This is a genomic window from Nonomuraea sp. NPDC052129, assembly GCF_040680095.1.
GTDB lineage: Bacteria > Actinomycetota > Actinomycetes > Streptosporangiales > Streptosporangiaceae > Nonomuraea.
On the sequence record NZ_JBFAVX010000054.1, the window covers coordinates 46,330 to 62,982 of the forward strand.

At 68.7% G+C, this 16,653-nt stretch carries 15 protein-coding genes and 1 pseudogene; 9 read left to right on the forward strand and 7 right to left on the reverse strand.

The window, feature by feature from the left end; all coding sequences use genetic code 11:
- Positions 1-104: 104 nt before the first annotated feature.
- Both AB0L53_RS56545 and AB0L53_RS56550 read right to left on the reverse strand, forming a co-directional pair.
- Complete coding sequence (locus AB0L53_RS56545; RefSeq protein ID WP_364014514.1) at positions 105-869, reverse strand: YcnI family protein; 765 nt, start codon at positions 867-869, stop codon at positions 105-107.
- Between the two features lie 47 nt (positions 870-916).
- On the reverse strand, positions 917-1,450 hold the full coding sequence (locus tag AB0L53_RS56550; RefSeq protein WP_364014516.1) for an MFS transporter: 534 nt from the start codon (positions 1,448-1,450) through the stop codon (positions 917-919).
- A gap of 120 nt (positions 1,451-1,570) precedes the next feature.
- Here AB0L53_RS56550 and AB0L53_RS56555 point away from each other — a divergent pair, with 120 nt between their 5' ends.
- Entirely contained in the window at positions 1,571-2,053 is a 483-nt protein-coding gene (locus AB0L53_RS56555) for a hypothetical protein (RefSeq protein ID WP_364014519.1), read from the forward strand.
- 84 nt (positions 2,054-2,137) lie between these two features.
- On the opposite strand, the gene AB0L53_RS56560 is transcribed toward AB0L53_RS56555, so the two are convergent.
- Genes AB0L53_RS56560 through AB0L53_RS56570 form a run of 3 tightly spaced genes read right to left on the reverse strand, consistent with a single transcriptional unit; the run spans position 2,138 to position 4,579 of the window.
- The gene (locus AB0L53_RS56560; RefSeq protein ID WP_364014522.1) at positions 2,138-2,899 is read right to left on the reverse strand and encodes an ATP-binding cassette domain-containing protein; all 762 of its coding nucleotides are present in this window, start codon (positions 2,897-2,899) and stop codon (positions 2,138-2,140) included.
- A 2-nt stretch (positions 2,900-2,901) separates the two neighbouring features.
- Entirely contained in the window at positions 2,902-3,690 is a 789-nt protein-coding gene (locus tag AB0L53_RS56565; RefSeq protein ID WP_364014525.1) for an ABC-2 family transporter protein, read from the reverse strand.
- Positions 3,683-4,579 (reverse strand): ABC-2 family transporter protein, encoded by an 897-nt coding sequence (locus AB0L53_RS56570; protein WP_364014528.1) that lies wholly within the window; start codon positions 4,577-4,579, stop codon positions 3,683-3,685. Before AB0L53_RS56570 ends, AB0L53_RS56565 begins: the two co-directional genes overlap by 8 nt.
- 121 nt (positions 4,580-4,700) lie before the next feature.
- On the opposite strand from AB0L53_RS56570, the gene AB0L53_RS56575 reads away from it, so the two are divergent.
- From AB0L53_RS56575 to AB0L53_RS56610, 8 genes are all read left to right on the forward strand, one after another.
- Positions 4,701-5,675 (forward strand): alpha/beta hydrolase, encoded by a 975-nt coding sequence (locus AB0L53_RS56575; protein WP_364014530.1) that lies wholly within the window; start codon positions 4,701-4,703, stop codon positions 5,673-5,675.
- 166 nt (positions 5,676-5,841) lie between these two features.
- A complete protein-coding gene (locus AB0L53_RS56580; RefSeq protein WP_364014533.1) occupies positions 5,842-6,675 on the forward strand; it encodes a siderophore-interacting protein in 834 nt (277 codons plus the stop codon).
- Between the two features lie 161 nt (positions 6,676-6,836).
- The gene (locus tag AB0L53_RS56585) at positions 6,837-8,405 is read left to right on the forward strand and encodes a serine/threonine-protein kinase (RefSeq protein ID WP_364014536.1); all 1,569 of its coding nucleotides are present in this window, start codon (positions 6,837-6,839) and stop codon (positions 8,403-8,405) included.
- Between the two features lie 92 nt (positions 8,406-8,497).
- Positions 8,498-10,900: a WD40 repeat domain-containing serine/threonine protein kinase gene (locus AB0L53_RS56590; protein WP_364014539.1), complete on the forward strand. Its 2,403-nt coding sequence runs from the start codon at positions 8,498-8,500 to the stop codon at positions 10,898-10,900.
- 2 nt (positions 10,901-10,902) lie between these two features.
- Positions 10,903-13,089 carry a protein kinase gene (locus tag AB0L53_RS56595; RefSeq protein WP_364014542.1) on the forward strand — a complete coding sequence of 729 codons (2,187 nt, stop codon included), beginning with the start codon at positions 10,903-10,905 and terminating at the stop codon, positions 13,087-13,089.
- Positions 13,090-13,277: 188 nt separating this feature from the next.
- On the forward strand, positions 13,278-14,141 hold the full coding sequence (locus AB0L53_RS56600) for a hypothetical protein (protein WP_364014545.1): 864 nt from the start codon (positions 13,278-13,280) through the stop codon (positions 14,139-14,141).
- A gap of 233 nt (positions 14,142-14,374) precedes the next feature.
- The gene (locus AB0L53_RS56605; RefSeq protein ID WP_364014548.1) at positions 14,375-14,518 is read left to right on the forward strand and encodes a hypothetical protein; all 144 of its coding nucleotides are present in this window, start codon (positions 14,375-14,377) and stop codon (positions 14,516-14,518) included.
- A gap of 530 nt (positions 14,519-15,048) precedes the next feature.
- Entirely contained in the window at positions 15,049-15,204 is a 156-nt protein-coding gene (locus AB0L53_RS56610) for a peptidoglycan-binding domain-containing protein (protein ID WP_357952859.1), read from the forward strand.
- A gap of 11 nt (positions 15,205-15,215) precedes the next feature.
- On the opposite strand, the gene AB0L53_RS56615 is transcribed toward AB0L53_RS56610, so the two are convergent.
- Positions 15,216-16,412: a pentapeptide repeat-containing protein gene (locus AB0L53_RS56615; RefSeq protein ID WP_364014551.1), complete on the reverse strand. Its 1,197-nt coding sequence runs from the start codon at positions 16,410-16,412 to the stop codon at positions 15,216-15,218.
- 156 nt (positions 16,413-16,568) lie between these two features.
- Positions 16,569-16,653, reverse strand: a pseudogene (locus tag AB0L53_RS56620) (IS5/IS1182 family transposase); the annotation flags it as partial.

The window sequence follows — 16,653 nt, forward strand, 5'->3', positions numbered from 1 at the left end:
CGACCCGGACCGTCTCGGCGGTCCGCCTTCAGCGGAGAGCCGCCCGAGCCGCCCGTACGTCAGGACGGGCGGCGGCGCAGGCCCGGACTTCAGGAAACGCGCAGTTAGGACGGGCGGCGGCGCAGGGCCAGGACGGCGACCACGATGCCGATGACACCGACCACGAGCCCGGCACCGCCCAGCAGGCGCGCGGTGCCGTCCGAGGACGAGCCGGCCGCTACCTTGCTGACCGACGGGGCCATGCCGTCAGCGGAGGCCGGCGCCGAGGCCGCGGGGGCTGACGCGGCGGCCGATGGGGAGCCGTTGTGGTGCGAGTCGGACGCGGTCGCGGGAGTCAGCTTGAGCGTCGGAGCCGGGTGCTCCGCCTCGCTGCCGTCCGCCTTCGGGGCGTCCGCCCACTTGACCACCTCGCCGCCGGAGTATGTCTGCGTCGTCGGGAACGCGAGCTGATCGGTGTCCGTGGGCAGTTGCCCCATGGACACCTCGAACTCCTGGAACTCGCCCTTGCCGATCTTCCCGCCCGACCAGACGACCTTGGTGACGGCCTCCTTCAGATCGCCGTACTCGGTCTTGACGGGCTTGGGCAGCTTGCCCTCGGTGACTTTGACGCTCCATCCCGGCACCGGCTTGACCGAGACGAACGCCAGCGGGTGGTCGGTGGGGAAGGAGACCTCGACCTTGACGGTCGAGGCGTCGTCGCGCTCGTTGGGCACCCGGAAGGCGACCTTGCTGAAGCCGCCCTGCTCGGCGGTGCCCGGGTTGATCGAGACGTGGGCCAGCGCGGGAAGGGCGAGGCCGGCGGTGATGGCGGTGGCGGCGGCCAGGACCGTGGCCGTACGACGCATAACGGACAGACGCACGAAGGACATGGGGAATCTCCACTGGGATAAGCGGGGGTCGAAAAGGTGTCAGAGGATCAGGCGGGCAGTGGAGGACCACGCCTGGCGACACAGAGCAGGAGCAGCGGATCGACCGGGACGATCCGTATGATCACCATCGGGACGCCCGGCCGCACGGCGGGAACGGCGACGGGGCGCAGCAGCACCAGACGGTGACCGAGGCGGTGCAGCAGCGCCCAGAGCGCGCTCTCACCGCGCGCCAGCCACCACCCCGTGATCAGCGTGGCCGTCAGGTGCGCCAGCAGCATGCCGGCAGCCTGGCCGAGCCCGCGGCCGTGCGAGTGCGAGATGACGTAGGCGGTGCCGTCGGCGCCGAACAACTCGTGCAGCCCGAACTGGGCGCACACCAGCGCGATGTTGATCGTCGCGGCCGAGCGCTCCCGGGCGCTCAGCGCCAGGGCCGGCAGCAGCACGGCGCCGAGGCCGAGCGCGGCCGTGTGCGGCGGGGGAACCGAGCCGCCGCCCATCGCGTGCGCGAGCGCGGCGAGTCCCACGCAGACGGCGGCGAAGGCGGCCGTCCGCGCGAGTCTGAGGGGAAGTTCCGCGCGCATGGGTGTGTCACATGCTCTCATGGGGGCAGGGTTCGGGGAGACCGCTACTCCCAAGCCGCGCAATGCTGGTCGATTTGCGGCAATTGTCGCTAGGGTCGTGCCGAACACGTTGACATTGAGGTGAGAACGTTGCGGCACTTTGCAGGATTGCTCATCGGCGTCGTGGTGACCGCAGCGGTGCTGGGAGGCGGCGGCTGGGCCGTTCAGCAGGCATTATCCAGTGCGTCGGCCAACCCCGTGGGCGGCCAGAAGATGTGGATCGCCCTCGGCGCGATGGCGGCGGTCGGGCTGGTCGTGGGACTCGTGGTGGCGGGCCGGGTCTCGCCGATGGCCACGTTCGTGCCCTCGATGGTGCTGCTGGCCTGGACCGTGGTCTACTCCCTCGACGTGAACCGGGCGATCTCCCTGATCCCCGCCGAGCCTTCGGTGAACCAGATCATCAGGGACATCGGCACCGGTGACAAGATCCTGCTGACCACGGGCGTGTTCGCCCTGCTCGGGGTCGCCCTGTTCATTCCGGTGCTGATGCCGTCGCGCTGGTCGCGGCGGCACGAGGACGAGGATGAGGACTACGAGGAGAGCCCCCAGGGCGGCTATTACTGATCGTCGTCCTCGAGGCCGGCGTTCATGCGGGCCGGCGTCCGCATGAACGCCTCGCTCTCAAAGGTGCTCGTGGGAGTCGGGTGCTCAGCGGCTGCCCGTGTAGAGGTGGGTGACCACGTCCTCGATCGTGGACTTCTCGGGCGCCGTGGCCATCAGCTCGTCGAGCGTGCCGTCGAACGCCAGCCGCCCGTGGTCGATCAGCATGACCCGGCGGCAGAGCCGTTCGATGTCGCCCAGGTCATGGGTGGTCAGCAGTACGGTCGTGCCCTGCTCGGCGTTGAGCCGGCGCAGGAACGCCCGGATGCTCGACTTGCTGACCACGTCGAGCCCGATGGTCGGCTCATCGAGCACCAGCACGTCGGGCGCGTGCAGCAGCGCGGCGGCCAGGTCGCCGCGCATGCGCTGGCCCAGGCTGAGCTGACGCACCGGCGTGCGGGTGAAGCTCCCCAGGTCGAGCGTCTCGGTCAGCTCGTCGAGCCGCGTCTTGAAGACCTTGCGATCTACTTTGTAAAGGAGCCGGATCAGCTCAAAACTGTCCCGCAGCGGTAGGTCCCACCACAGGGTCGTACGCTGTCCGAACACCACGCCGATGCGCCGCGCCAGCGTCGTGCGCTTGCGCGAGGGGTCGAGCCCGGCCACCCGCACCCGGCCCGACGTGGGTGTCAGGATGCCGCACAGCATCTTGATCGTGGTGGACTTGCCGGCGCCGTTGGGGCCGAGGTAGCCGACGAACTCTCCGGGCGCCACGGTGAACGACAGGTCGCGTACGGCGTGCACGATGTTCCCCTTGAGCTTGAGGCTCCTCCGCACCTTGAACGAGCGCCCGGCCTGGTTGAGCTCGATCATCCCTAACTCCCCGTGGATCGGTAATGCCGGATGCCCAGGCGCCAGGCGAACCCGGCGAGCAGGGCGAGGACCAGGGCCGCGACCGGCCCGAGGAAGCGCATGAAGCCCGGCGTGCCGAACGGGTCGTCCCGGTCCAGCACGTAGAGGGCGGGCTGCCAGTTGATGAAGGCCAGCGGCAGCACGTAGGTCACCCCGCGCACCAGGTCGCGGCCGTAGATCGCGAACGGATATTGCGTGAGCTGGCCGCTGCCGTAGGTGAAGGCGTTGGTCACCTCGGGCGCGTCGGTCAGCACGAACTGCAGCGCCCCGGCCAGCGTCCAGAGCGCCCCGAAGATGACCATCCCCGTCGCGATCATGACGGGGACCATCCAGAGCCGCCCGGAGTCGAGGTCGAGGGTGTTGATCGCGTAGCCGAGCACGATCGCCGCCTGCAGGACGCGGCCGGCGCGGGTCGGCAGGAAACGGTCGGCCGCCAGCTGGATCCAGGCGCTCACGGGCCTGATCAGGATGGTGTCGAACGTGCCCGCCTTGATGTGCTGGCTGATCCGGTCGATGTTGCTGACGAACAGGTCGCACAGGCAGAAGGCCAGGTTCGCGGTGCCGTACAGGAAGAGCGTCTCCTCGCGGGAGAAGCCGGCCAGGGACGTGGTGTTGGCGAAGATGATGAGGATCACCGCCACGTCGGTGCCCGCCACGAACAGGCCGAGCACGGTCGCGAGGGCGAACGAGGCCGGGTAGGCCATCGCGGCGCGGGTCCAGGTCCAGGCCAGCAGGAAATATGTGCTAACCACCCTGGATCACCACCTTGTGGCGGATCGCCCGCGTGCCGAGCGCGCCGGCGGCGAGCAGTACCGCCGCCCAGCAGCTCTGGAAGGCCAGGGTTTCCAGGACGGGCGCCTCGCCGAGGTAGATGTCCGTGGGTGCCTGGACCATCGCGGCCCACGGCAGCGCCTTGGCCAGGTCGCCGAGCAGGCCGGGGAACAGGCTGAGCGGCAGCAGCATCCCGCTGAAGAGCGTGGTGAGCACCAGCGAGAACGCCCCCACGCCACGCTCGTCGATCAGCCAGCAGACCGACAGCGAGACCAGGTAGCGCCAGCCGAAGCTGGCGATCATCCCGGCCAGGAAGCTGACGAGGAAGGCGAACCACTGCCCGGGTCCGGCCGGATAGGTGACGCCGAACAGCGCGGCGCCCAGCAGCATCGGCGGGATGCCGCGTACCAGGAACAGGTAGCAGGCCCGGCCCAGGTCCTCCGACAGGGACCAGAGCAGGAGCGAGGCGGGGCGGACGAGGTCGAGCGCGATGTCGCCGCTGCGGATCCGCTCGGGGATGGCCAGGCCCGTGCCGAACAGCTGCATCGGGCCGATGAGGGCCTGGGTGATGAAGCAGAACGTGACGGCCTGGGTGACGTCGTAACCGGCCAGGCCGGGCCTGGCCTGCCAGAGGGCGATGAGGATGTAGGCGCGAAGGATGCCGAAGACGCTGTTGGTGAAGGCGCCCGCGATCGCGGCCCAGACGTAGGTGGCGTGTTTGCGGAAGCCGTACCGGACCAGCCGGGCATAGAGCGGTATGGTTTTGCACCTCCGGAGAGTGATGGCACGGTGACCAACCGTGCCCGGACCCGCACGCGGGTCGGCCGATGGAAGCCTTGAATTATCTGCTTCACGGTCGGCGATCCGCAACGCGATAAACGACGCGCGGCCCCGTCCGGGACACGTTGCCGAAATAGTCCCGTAAGCGAGGAGATACTTACTTGCGAGTAGAGCGATGTTCTGGGGGGAAGGAGATTCATCGGAGGGATATATGGACTTGGACAGGGATGTCGCTCCCGACTATCCACTGAGCTGGCAGGCTCGCGCGGTCACCGGTCTGATGCGCGGGACCCTCAAGCCGGCCTCTCACCTCCTGATGCGCCACCCCGCGACGATCGACTGCGCCGCCCGGCTCGGCGAGCTGGGCCGGCTGGTGCCGTTACGGCCGCCCAGCCACGTGGACGTCGAGCCGGCCGCCTTCTCCGCGTGCGGCGGTGAGTGGGTACGCGCGGGCGCGGCGCCCGACGAGGGCAAGGTGCTGCTGTACTTCCACGGCGGCGGCTACTTCTCCTGCTCGCCCAGGACGCACCGGCCGATCACCTGGCGCCTGTCCGTCGCGGCCCGCCGCCCGGTACTCGCCCTCGACTACCGCCAGGGGCCGGTCCACAAGCTGGCCGACTCCCTGAGCGACGCGCTGGACGCCTACGACTGCCTGCTGAAGCGGGGGTACGCGCCCGAGGACGTTCTGTTCGGTGGCGACTCGGCGGGCGGGCACCTCACACTCGCCACCCTGCTCGCCCTGCGTGACCGCGGCCTGCCGCTCCCGGCCGCCGCCGTCTGCCTGTCGCCCTGGGCCGACCTGACGGACCTGCCCAAGCGGGCGAACCGCTGGCAGGACCCGATGCTGTCGGCCAGTCGCATCCGCTGGCTGGCCCGGCGCTGGACCTCCGGCCTGGACTCGCGTGACCCCCTCGTGTCGCCCGTGCTCGGCGACTTCACCGGCCTGCCGCCGCTCATGATCGTGACCGGCTCGACGGAGGTGCTCAGGGACGAGGCCCGGCGCGTGGCGGTCAAGGCCAGGCTGGCGGGGGTGCCGGTGACGTACGAGGAGTGGCGGCGGATGCCGCACGTGTTCCCGATCCTGGCCGATGTGCTGCCCGAGGGCAGGCTGGCCTTCCGGCACATGGCGAGGTTCTTCGGCGCGGTCGCGGCGGTGCGGTCGTCCTCGCTGGAGGACGCGGCCTGACCCCTCGGGGTCCAGGGTGGTCGTCGTGATGCGATGCTGGATGGGTCGCGGCGAGTGAATGGTGTGCAGGAATCAGGTCTTTGTCGTTACCCGTGGCCGCTCGCCCTGACCGAACCGGGGATCAGGGTGTAGGTTAGGCATACCTAATATTTTGAGGAGTGTTCCGATGGCTGACAAGCCCAGAGATCACCATCGTGGCGTAGTGATACGTACGGAGCGGATCACGCCGCACATGATCCGTGTCGTGGTCGGTGGTGAGGATCTGCGGGACTTCGCCACCTCGGGTCTCACCGATCACTACGTCAAGCTGGTCTTCCCGCACGAGGGGGTCGACTATCCGGTCCCGTTCAACGTTCAGCATGTACGCGAGACCATGCCACGGGAGGTCTGGCCGCGGCTGCGCAGCTACACCGTGCGCGCCTGGGACCCCGACGCCGGGGAGATGACGCTCGACTTCGTCTACCACGGCGAGGAGGGCATCGCCGGGCCGTGGGCCGCGCGGGCCGTGCCCGGTGACGAGCTGTTCATGCTCGGCCCCGGCGGTGCCTACGCGCCGCGCCCGGAGGCGGGCTGGCATCTGCTCGTCGGAGATGAGAGCGCGCTTCCGGCGATCGCGGCCGCGCTGGAGACGCTGCCCGGCGGCGCCACCGCCTACGCCTTCATCGAGGTCGACGGGCCGGAGGAGGAGCAGAAACTGCGGGTCTCGGGTGAGACGCGGCTCGTCTGGCTGCACCGCGACGGCGCGCCCGTCGGTGAGGCGCTGGTGAAGGCGGTGCGCGAGCTGGAGTTCCCCGACGGTGACGTGCACGCGTTCGTCCACGGTGAGGCGGGGTTCGTCAAGGAGCTGCGCCGCCACCTCAGGGTTGAGCGCAAGGTGCCGATGGAGCAGCTGTCGATCTCCGGCTACTGGCGGCTCGGCGCCGACGACGAGGGCTGGCGGGCCGCGAAGCGCGACTGGAACCGCCAGGTCGAGGCCGAGGAGGCCGCGGCGCTCGGCTAGGTGGTAAAACGCCACTTCAGGCCATCGAGTCACACCGCTTACTTACCGTGGAGGAACGACCGCCTTACCTCCGATACCCCTTGTGAAAACCATGCGGAAACCCCGCTCGAATGGGACGACAGTGTGCTTTGGCCGTGTCCCAGACAGCGAGCGGAGAACCGATGGCGCGTGGTGCGAGCGACATGCCTCCAGGCGTGCGGCCGCTTACGGTGGGCGACCCGGTCATCATCGGCAGATACCTGCTCCTCGGCCGCCTCGGCATCGGCGGCATGGGGGTGGTCTATCTGGCCGAACACCCGCGGGGCGATTTGGTGGCGCTGAAGACGCCGCACGCGGTACACCTCAACGATCCCACGTTGCGGGCCCGTTTCGCGGAGGAAGTCGCATTTTCGCGGCGAATAGTGCCCTTCTGCACCGCAGCCGTGATCGAGGACGGCACCGACCGGGACCGCCCATACCTGGTCACCGAGTACATTCCAGGCCCCGCCCTGTCCCAGGTCGTGATGGCGCGCGGCCCGCTCACGCCCGACCTGGCCTACGCCGCCGGGCTCGGCGTGGCGGCGGCGCTGGTCGCCGTGCACGACGCGGGGCTGGTCCACCGCGACCTCAAGCCGGGCAACGTGCTGCTGTCCGAGGACGGGCCGCGAGTGATCGACTTCGGCATCGCCCGAGACGTCGACACGCTGGCGGCGCACACGCAGGCGGGACAGGTCATGGGCAGTCCGGGCTGGGTGGCGCCCGAGCGGCTGACCGGCGGGCCCGCCGTGCCCGCGTCGGACGTGTTCGCGTGGGGCTGCCTGGTGGCGTTCGCCGCCACGGGGCACCACCCGTTCGGCGGCGGCGAGGCCGATGTGCTGACCCGCCGCATCCTGTTCGAGGCGCCGCGCGTCGAGGGCGTGCCCGCCCTGCTGCGGCCCGCGGTCGAGGCGGCGCTGGCCAAGGCGCCCGGCGACCGACCCAAGGCCGCCGACCTGTTACGCGTCCTGCTCGCCGCCGGGGGCGTGGGCGATCCGTGGGACCTGCGGACCGCGGTGGCGGGCGTACTCGCGGAGATCTGGACGCCCGTGCCCTATCCGCCGGGAGCGGGCAGGCTACGGCTCGCGCCCGAGACCGGCGAAGGGGTACGGCTCACGCCTGAGACCGGCGAGGAGGCGACGACCACGCCGAAGCGCGGACGCAGGGCCAAGGCCGGGGCGCACCTGTCGCACGCCACCTTCGCGGCGCTGGCCACGGTCTCCATCGCGGCCGTCACCGTGATCGCGGCGTCGGGCGGCGGTGGTGGTCCGAGCATCGGCGGGGCCTCTCCTCCGCCGGAGAACCGGCCCGTCGTCCAGCCGTATGAGACGGCTGACTCCACCAGGCGCCCCGTTATCATGCCTTTGAACAGCGTCCCGGCCACCGTCGCGGGCACGGCGATCACCTCGCCGCCGGTGTCCGCCACCCGGGCCCGTATGACCGCCCCGGTCATCGTGCTCGACCCCTCGCCCGAGCGGAAGACCGCCTGGCATCCGCCGACCACGTACGAACCTGGCGAACCGGGCGACGCTGACACGGGCGGCTGTGCCGGCCCCGCGGGGAAGAGGCGCGGCGGCTCGGTCAGGCGCGACTGCCCGCCACCGTCGGCGTCCATCACCACGATCCCGCAGGACGGCCCCGGTGAGTCGCCGGACCCGTCGATCACCCCATCGGTATCGGAAACGGTCACCGCTCCGGCCACCGGCTCCTCCTGAGCCCCGGATAGCGGCCAACCCCTGCAATTCCTGGCGGCAAGTCACCATAATTGGTGATCTACGGCCTGGTTGTGCCGGGAGGAGAAATCCGGATGCCGGAGTTCGAACCGCTGCGCGAGGAAGAGCCCGTCCAGGTGGGTGTGTACCGGTTGATCGGACGGCTGAGCCCGGACGTCTTCGTCGGCACGCCGAACCCCGCAGGAACGGATGAATCGCCGCCCCCGCCGTCGCCGCCGGAGTTGGAGGTTGAGTCGGCTCCGCCGTCGCCGTCGGAGTTAGAATCGTCGCCGCCGCCGTTGTTGGAGTCGGAGTTTGAGCCGTCGCCGTCGCGGTTCGAGTCGGCTTCGCCGCCGTCATCGGCGGAACTCGTCGTGGTGAAGCTGCTACACCCGGAGATCGACCAGGAGCGCTTCCTGCGCCTGATCGAGCCCTTCCAGGAGGTCTCCGCCTTCTGCACGGCCCAGGTGCTCGGGTCTGGACTGCACGACGGCCGGCCGTACGTGGTGAGTGAGTACATCGACGGCCCCACGCTGGAGCGGACGACCGCGACGGGCACCCGGCTGCGGAACACGGCGCTGCACCGGCTCGCCGTCGGGACCGTCACCGCACTGGTGGCCATCCACCAGGCGAACGTCGTCCACGGCGACATCCGGCCGGGCAACGTGGTGCTCGGCCCCGACGGGCCGCGGCTGATCAACTTCGGCATCGGCCGGGCGATGGCGGGCACGGCGTCCGCCACGACCCGCAAGGTGGACGTGCCCGCCTTCACCGCGCCCGAACGACTCGGCGGGGCCGCCGCCGAGCCCCCGGCCGACCTGTTCTCGTGGGCGGCGACGTTGGTGTCGGCGGCGTCCGGGCGCTCTCCCTTCGACGGCGGCTCGATGGCGGGCACGGTCAACCGGATCACCAACGGCGAGCCCGACCTGCCCGACCTCGGGGACCTGCGCGATCTCGTGGTGGCCTGCCTGCTGAAGGATCCCGCCTCGCGTCCCACGTCGAGTGAGGTGCTGCTGCGGCTGGTCGGGGAGACCAACTTCCTGACCGCCCGGCTGCCGCCACCGTCCGGGCTGCCCTACAACCTGCCGCCGCCACGGTTACCACCCGACTCGCAGCCGTCATCTCTGGATTCGCTGTCGCCCTCGTCGCATTTGCCGCCGCCGTTATCGCCGGATTCGCCGCCGTCGCCGTGGCGGCCGTCGTCGGCTGGGCAGGCAGGGGAGTGGCCGGGGCCGGCCGGGCAGGTAGCGGAAGGGCGGGCGCCGGAAGGGTGGGCGTCGGGCGGTCAAGGGCCGGATGGGCTTGAGCGGCAGGGGGCGAACGGGTGGGGGTCGGACGGTGTCGCGGCGGCGCTGCCCGCACGGCAGGGCCGGGGAGTGCTGATCGCCGTGGCCGCGTTCGTCGCCGGGGCGCTGGTGTCGGGCATCGGCGTCTACGCGCTGACCGGCCAGCGGCTCGTGGCGGCCTCCGGCCCGTCCGCGCCCCGTTCGACATCGGCTGGTTCCGTCAGCCCCGGCCCCGTACGCTCCGGTGCCGCGTCGGGTGCGCCCACCTCGGTCATCACCGCCGCGCCCCCGATCACCCCCAGCGTGACCAGCGCGCCGGTCGCCAGCGTCGCGCCCAAGGCCGACAAGGACGTCAAGCTGGCCGACGTCGACGCCATGCTGCACGAGAACTCCGCCGACCCCGTATGGCTGGCCGCCTACCTCCAGGTCAAGAGCCCGTACAAGGCGTTCGCCAGGGACAGGTCCGGCCAGTTCAAGGAGGTCGGGCTGGCCGAGGAGCCGCGCCTGTCACCGACGGGCGACTGGGTGGCGCTCAACCCGTGGGTCAAGTTCCAGAGCTCCGACATGGACCAGGTGCGGTTCACCAACCTGAACACCAAGGAGTCCTTCACCGTCAACACGGTGAAGAAGCCCGCGCAGACCTGGTCCCCGGCCTGGTCGCGGGACGGCAGGCGGCTGCTGCTGTCGGTCTCGAACGCCAAGCGGACGTTGATCACGGGTTTCGCGGTCATTGACGTCCAAGCGCGGACGGCCACTGTCGTGCAGGCGCAGTACAAGGACGCCAGCAGCCTGCCGTTCGCGTTCACCCCGGACGGCAAGATCGCCAGAGGTTATAGCGCCACCAAGAGCCAGGGCATCGAGACGTACGACATGTCGGGCAAGGTCATCCACAGCATGCACTGGGTGGGCAGGCCCCGCGACGTCTCCTGGTATTCCCCGTCGGGCAAGCAGTTCATGACGGTCTGCCCCAACAACAAGGAGATCTGCATCTGGGACGCCACGACCGGTGACCGCACGGCCACCGTGCCCGGCGTCAAAGACGACTCCTACGTGCTCGGCTGGTTCAACGAGGACAACATCCTTGTGCAGGAGTCCGCCAAGAAGGGAAGGGCCCACGTCGAGATCGTGGACTTCCTGGGCGAGGTCAAGCGCGTCCTCGCGGACGTCGCCCCGAACAACAGCGCCCGGCAGTTCGCGCCCAAGGCCCCGTGACCATGGAACCGCGCCCCTTGCTCGCGGGCGACCCCGCCCAGGTGGGGCCGTACCGCGTCGCGGGCCGGCTCGGCCAGGGCGGCCAGGGGGTCGTCTATCTCGGCGAGTCGGCGGCGGGGGAGCGCGTCGCGATCAAGCTGCTGACAAGCGCGACCGGGAATGAGGGGCGGGCGGGGTTCGCCAAGGAGATCGAGCTCGCGCGACGGGTCAAGGCGTTCTGTACGGCGACCGTGCTGGCGACCGGCGAACTGAGCGGCGTGCCGTACGTCATCAGCGAGTACGTCGACGGGCCCTCCCTCGCCAGGGTGCTCGCCGAGCGGGGCCCGCTGCGGCCGGCCGAGCTGCGCCGCCTGGCGATCGGCAGCCTGACCGCGCTGACCGCCATCCACCAGGCCGGGGTGGTGCACCGGGACCTCAAACCGGGCAACGTACTGCTCGGCAGGGACGGTCCCCGGGTGATCGACTTCGGCATCTCCCGGGCGCTGGACTCCAGTGAGCTCACCGGCGAGCATCTGACGGGCACGCCTCCGTACATGGCTCCGGAGCAGTTCGGCGGCGCCGGCGCCGGGCCGCCCGCGGATTTGTTCGCCTGGGCGGCCACGGTGGTGTGCGCGGCTTCCGGCAAACCGCCCTTCGGCTCGGGAGACCTGCCGTCCGTACTGAACCGGATCCTGTCGGCGGAACCCGACCTCGGTGACCTGCGCGGCGACCTGCGTGACCTGGTGGCCCGCTGCCTGGCCAAGGACCCCGCCGCCCGGCCCACGGCCGCCCGAGCACTGCTCACCCTGCTCGGGCACCCGGTCCCGCCCCAGGGCCTGCTCACCGAAGGCACCAAATCCGCCGCCCCTCCCACCCCTGGCTCCGCCTCGCCTACCGCCACTCCGCCCACCGCAACCTCAGCCTCGCCCACCGCCGCTAGCCCCGCTGCCACCCCATCGTCTGCGGCCCCATCCGGGGGATCGCCGTCTGTGCCGCATTCGGTGCCGCCAGCTTCCGGTGCGGCCTCCGTGCCCTCTGGGCCGGCCCCGTCGACGCTGGATCCGGGGCGGCGCTCCGGGCGCCGGCTGGCACTGATCGGTACCGCCGCGGTGCTGGTGGCGGTCGCGGCGGTGGCCGTCACGATCAATCAGGCCGGTACGACCGTCTCAGGCGGCACCACGGCAACCGGTACCCCAGGGACCAGCCCCGGCGCGACCAGCATCCCAGAGACCGGCACCACAGCCACCGCCCAGACCGGCAGCCCGTCCTCGACGTCGTCCGGCGCGGCGGCGACCGGCGAAGTGCTGCCCACAACCTCGACCACCACGGCGAAGGTCCCCGGCACGAAGATCACGTTGCACGAGAACCCCGCCGACCCTGTCTGGGTCAGCTCCGCCTACGGGACGGCGCAGCGGGGTGAAGGTTCTCCCGCCTATGTCCGCGACCCCAAGACCGGCAGATTCCAGTATTTCGGGAATTTCCAGCAGCCAACGGTCGCGCCGCAGGGAGCCTACGTGGCCGCCCTGTCCATCACCACGCTGAGCCGGACCGACTACAACACGATCAGGCTGGTCACGATGGCCACCGGCGAGAATGTCGAGCTCCGCACCGCGGACAAACCCGGTGACACGCTGGACGCAAGGTGGAACGCCGACGGCCGTCACCTGCTCATGACGCTCTCCACCGGCAAGCCGGCCTCGCGAAACGCGGTGGGATTCGTGATCGTGGACGCCGTCACCAAGAGCGTCCGGTCCCGCCTGACGCCCGGAGGGCATAAGGGCGGCTACTCCTGGGGCCCGGACGCCTCGACGCTGATGCGCCAGGAGACGGACGGCGCGATCTCTTTCGTCGGGCTGGACGGCACGGTGGTCCGCTCGTTCCGCGCCAAGGGCGACCTGATGAATGTGGGCACCGCCACGGTACGTCTCGGAACAGCGACCGCCACGGTATTCGCCACGGCCTGCCCCGGCACGCTCAAGGGCGTCTGCCTGTGGGACGCGACCACCGGCACCAGGCGAGCCGTCATACCGAGCGACACGAGCACGACCTTCAACGGCTGGCTGGACACTGAGCACTTCCTCGCCACGGTCACCAAGGCAGACACCACCCGGCTGGTCCTGGCCGGCCTGGACGGCAAGACCAAGCGCGTCCTCGCCGAGGGGCCCGCGACGGAACTCAAGGCGGTCACCCTCTGGTACAGCAGGAAGTGATCGTCCTCTCGGCGGCGAGATGAGGGGCGCGACAAATCATCTCAGAGCGGTTAAAGCTCATATGCCGGGAATTAGCCACATTTGTCACAGCCGCCGTCCTTGGTAGCACTTAGTCGGTTCCCCGTGAATGGTGCGATGTGAAGCGCTAGCATGCACGCCCTGTAGTCCACTGCGGCTAAGGAGTTCATGTGACAGACGTAAAGGACAAGGAACCGCAAATCGGCGATGAAGCGCATTCTAGGCGGCGACCATGGTTCTTCCCCACTACGGGAACTATCGCCGATGGTATTGCGATCACCGATGTTCTGATGGACGGACCCTCGCATACAGCTCTCTATGGCGGTGTCATTGGCGTCATCCTGGGCGTGGTCGCCGTCATTCAGCACTGGGGCAGGGCGGTCGGATTCGTGGTCATGGCCTGGATCGCCGTCATTGCCATAGGGGCGGCCGCGGCAGGTGTCGGCTCCTCCCGGCTCCTGCAGGCGCCCCCACCCAAACCCGGTGCGGCGGCTGCCACGCCGCGAGATTCCTCGGCAAAGCCCATGCAGTCCCCTACGGGTGGGCCTACCGCGCCATCTCCGAGTTCGCAGACTTCAACGCCATCTGTCAGCGGCCCTGGGATGACCTACCTCGCCCACCTGCGCAACAAAGCCGAGATCAGTAGCTCGGAGGATTTCGAAGTCCCTCGCGCGCTCGTCCGTATGGACCACGCCGACTATCCGACAAGCGTGTATACCAGACTGACCGAGCCGGGCGAGGACGACTCCATTACCGTCACCCCATCGGAAGAGTATGCGCGCTTCCATGCGATGGCGGGCACCCCGGATAACGGTCCCAAGGGGGCCGTGGTCAGGTTCACCGTTTATGATCAGAACGATGCGCCCATGGCTACCAAGGACAGTGCCCCGGGCAAGCCTGTTGAATTCGACCTGGCCATAGGCGGGCAGATCAGCATCCGTTTGGAAGCCAAGCTTCTTCAAGTATCCAAACTGACAACGAGTCAGGGATTCATCCGTGCCGCCTGGGGAGATGCTTACCTGGCCAAGGGATAGGGCATGAGGTGGCCGCGCCAGGCCGGGGGGCGTCTGGCGCGGCCGGGTTCGCCGGGAGAACACCTACCCATGCCCTGGAGGTGGCCGGCGAGACCCATCGCCATGCAGATCAGCCCCAACGCCGAATCCCTGCACCTGGACCGCGAATCGAATGGAAAGCCGGGTCCACCCCGACAACGGCAACCTGGCGTACATCAAGGGATTGGACGAAGGAACGCCGTAGCCGCGCTCAGATGGAGGCGAGCCTGAGCGACGTGCGGGCAGCGCCCGTCGAGCTGACACGGCACGGCTGGGTCGCAAGCGTCGAACGGCGCGACGGGCGAGGGCGGCGGCTGCCGGACGGGCTGTTCGTGGCGGCCCCAACCGTGCCGGGGTGACGAGGAAGAGGCCCAACCTAGAGAAGAGCTGGGTCCCTTCCGTGCGTCTATGGGTGGCGCCTGAAACAGCCGAGCAGCCCCCACAAAACGGCGCCGCCGGCGGCGAGGCCAGTTAGGAGTGCGGCGGGCCACGTGGAGCCGTCCGCGAGCATGAGAGCAGTCGCGATGCTGGTGGAGGCGACTATCGCGAGCGCTATAAGAAGCGCACGTTGCAGGTCCATACGAACCAACTCCTGTCCGACGAAGAACCCCATCCGAAGCAGGCTCCATGCGCGGCATGCGCAGTGGACGCCGTCCGGGGTGGATCCAGTAGGAGAAGGCCCTCTACCTGGCACGATACGGGGCCTTGCCGTACGAGCCCACGTTTTCGCGCAGTTTTGCCATTGGCGTGTCCCAACGAAAACGCGCCCTACCGACGCTGGGCACCGGCATGCTCACGACCAAGCCAACCTGCGGTCACGACATATGACAGGACCGAAGCGAGGATGATCCGCTGCGCTGGCATGTCAAGACGCTGTTCTACCTGCTGCATGCGCGAGGGGGCCGGGCTGAACGGCGGCATCGCCGAGACGGTGTTCGGCGATGCGACGAACGACGCGCTGTGCCAGTTTCAGAAGGCCGCGAAGTTGGCGGTGGATGGTGTGTGCGGGTCGAAGACATGGGCGGCGCTGCTGCGAGTGTCATGAACAAGGAGAGATCAGAACTGAGTTGTGGCGTCCGTTCGTGCCTGCTTGCGTATCTTGTCGGGCGTCACCCCGCGTACACCTCTGAGGTCCGCGCCAGTGAGGTCCGCGCCGGTCAAGGTCGCGTTGGTCAAGACCGCGCCAGATATGTCCGCGTCCGCCAAGATCGCATTTGTGAGATCTGTGCCTGTCAGGTTGGCGTCGGACAAGGCCGCACTGGTCAGGTCCGCAGCGTAGAAGGTTGCACCGGTCAAATTCGCGTCGATCAGCCAGACATTCGTTGCATTCACACGGCTGATGTTCGCATCGGTCAGATCGGCGCTGATCAGGTTAGCGCTAGTCAGGTTCGCGCCGGTCAGGTCCGCTTCGGAAAGCATCGCTTCGGACAGATCCATGCCATTCCAAACTGCTCCCATGAATCGTGCTGTCCGAAGAGGGGAGCGGAGCCCAAGGCTGCCGTTGTCGACGAGGTGCACTTGTCTCAGCACTTTTAGGGCCGCAACTAAATCGACCCCGGTGTGCCACGGAGTGATGGTCCTAGGCTCGCGAATATCTTGCGATCGCTCAAGGTCTTCGCGGTCACGTTCCAAGGTGTATGCCGTCACGACTTGCTCGATAGTAGAAGCGTCTGGAGGAGAATCTTTGGCAACCCTGGCGAGCGCATATAAGCCGCCGACGCGGACCTCTATCGGCTTGTCTTTGCCGATTGACTCAACTGCCTTGGTGTAGCGGTCCGTGATTTGCTGCTGTTGCGTGGTTCGAAGGGTTTCCTGGCCTATGTCGTATGTCCGCGCAGTGTAGACGAGACCGCCACCAGTGAAGATCAGGCCGAGGAGCACGCCGATCGACGTGAGGTGCTGCCAAGGTCGTTGCCGGCGGGCGTCGTACATCTCTTGCCGCTTCTCAGTGGGCAATCTGTCGAGTTCTTCCTGAGTGGGTGGGGTGACGCGCGGCCTCCTTCGTCTCTTTGGCCGAACCTCCGGAGGAGGGGTGGGTGATTCTAGGGCCGATTTCGGCCGTGCCAGGTTTCGGAAGGTCCGGGTCACCTTGGCCTGCGGCTTCCGCGTCGGTGAGACGTCTGCCGTCTGTGCGGGTGACGGCAGGCGAAGGGTGGACTCGTCCTGGCTGGTCATGATCGGACGGTAGCTGAAGAAGTCGGTTGCCGACCATGATCCGTGGAGTAACGGCTTGTCGAGCTGGTTGAAGATCAAGAAGTCTAGGCTCTTGCCGAGCGGCGGGGTCTTTCGCATGCCGGGAGGCATTCATGAAGGTAGGCCGGTACGCCAAGACCATCGTCGCCGCGCTGTTCGTCGCGATCGTGCCTGTGAACGGGGGCGGTGTCCGACGACGTGTTCACTGAGCCCTTTTCATCCTGAGTAGCGGCCTTCTTCTACGAGCTGCAGCACGAGGTTCGCCTGCACGAGCGCGGTCGTGCGATGCGGACAACAGCGC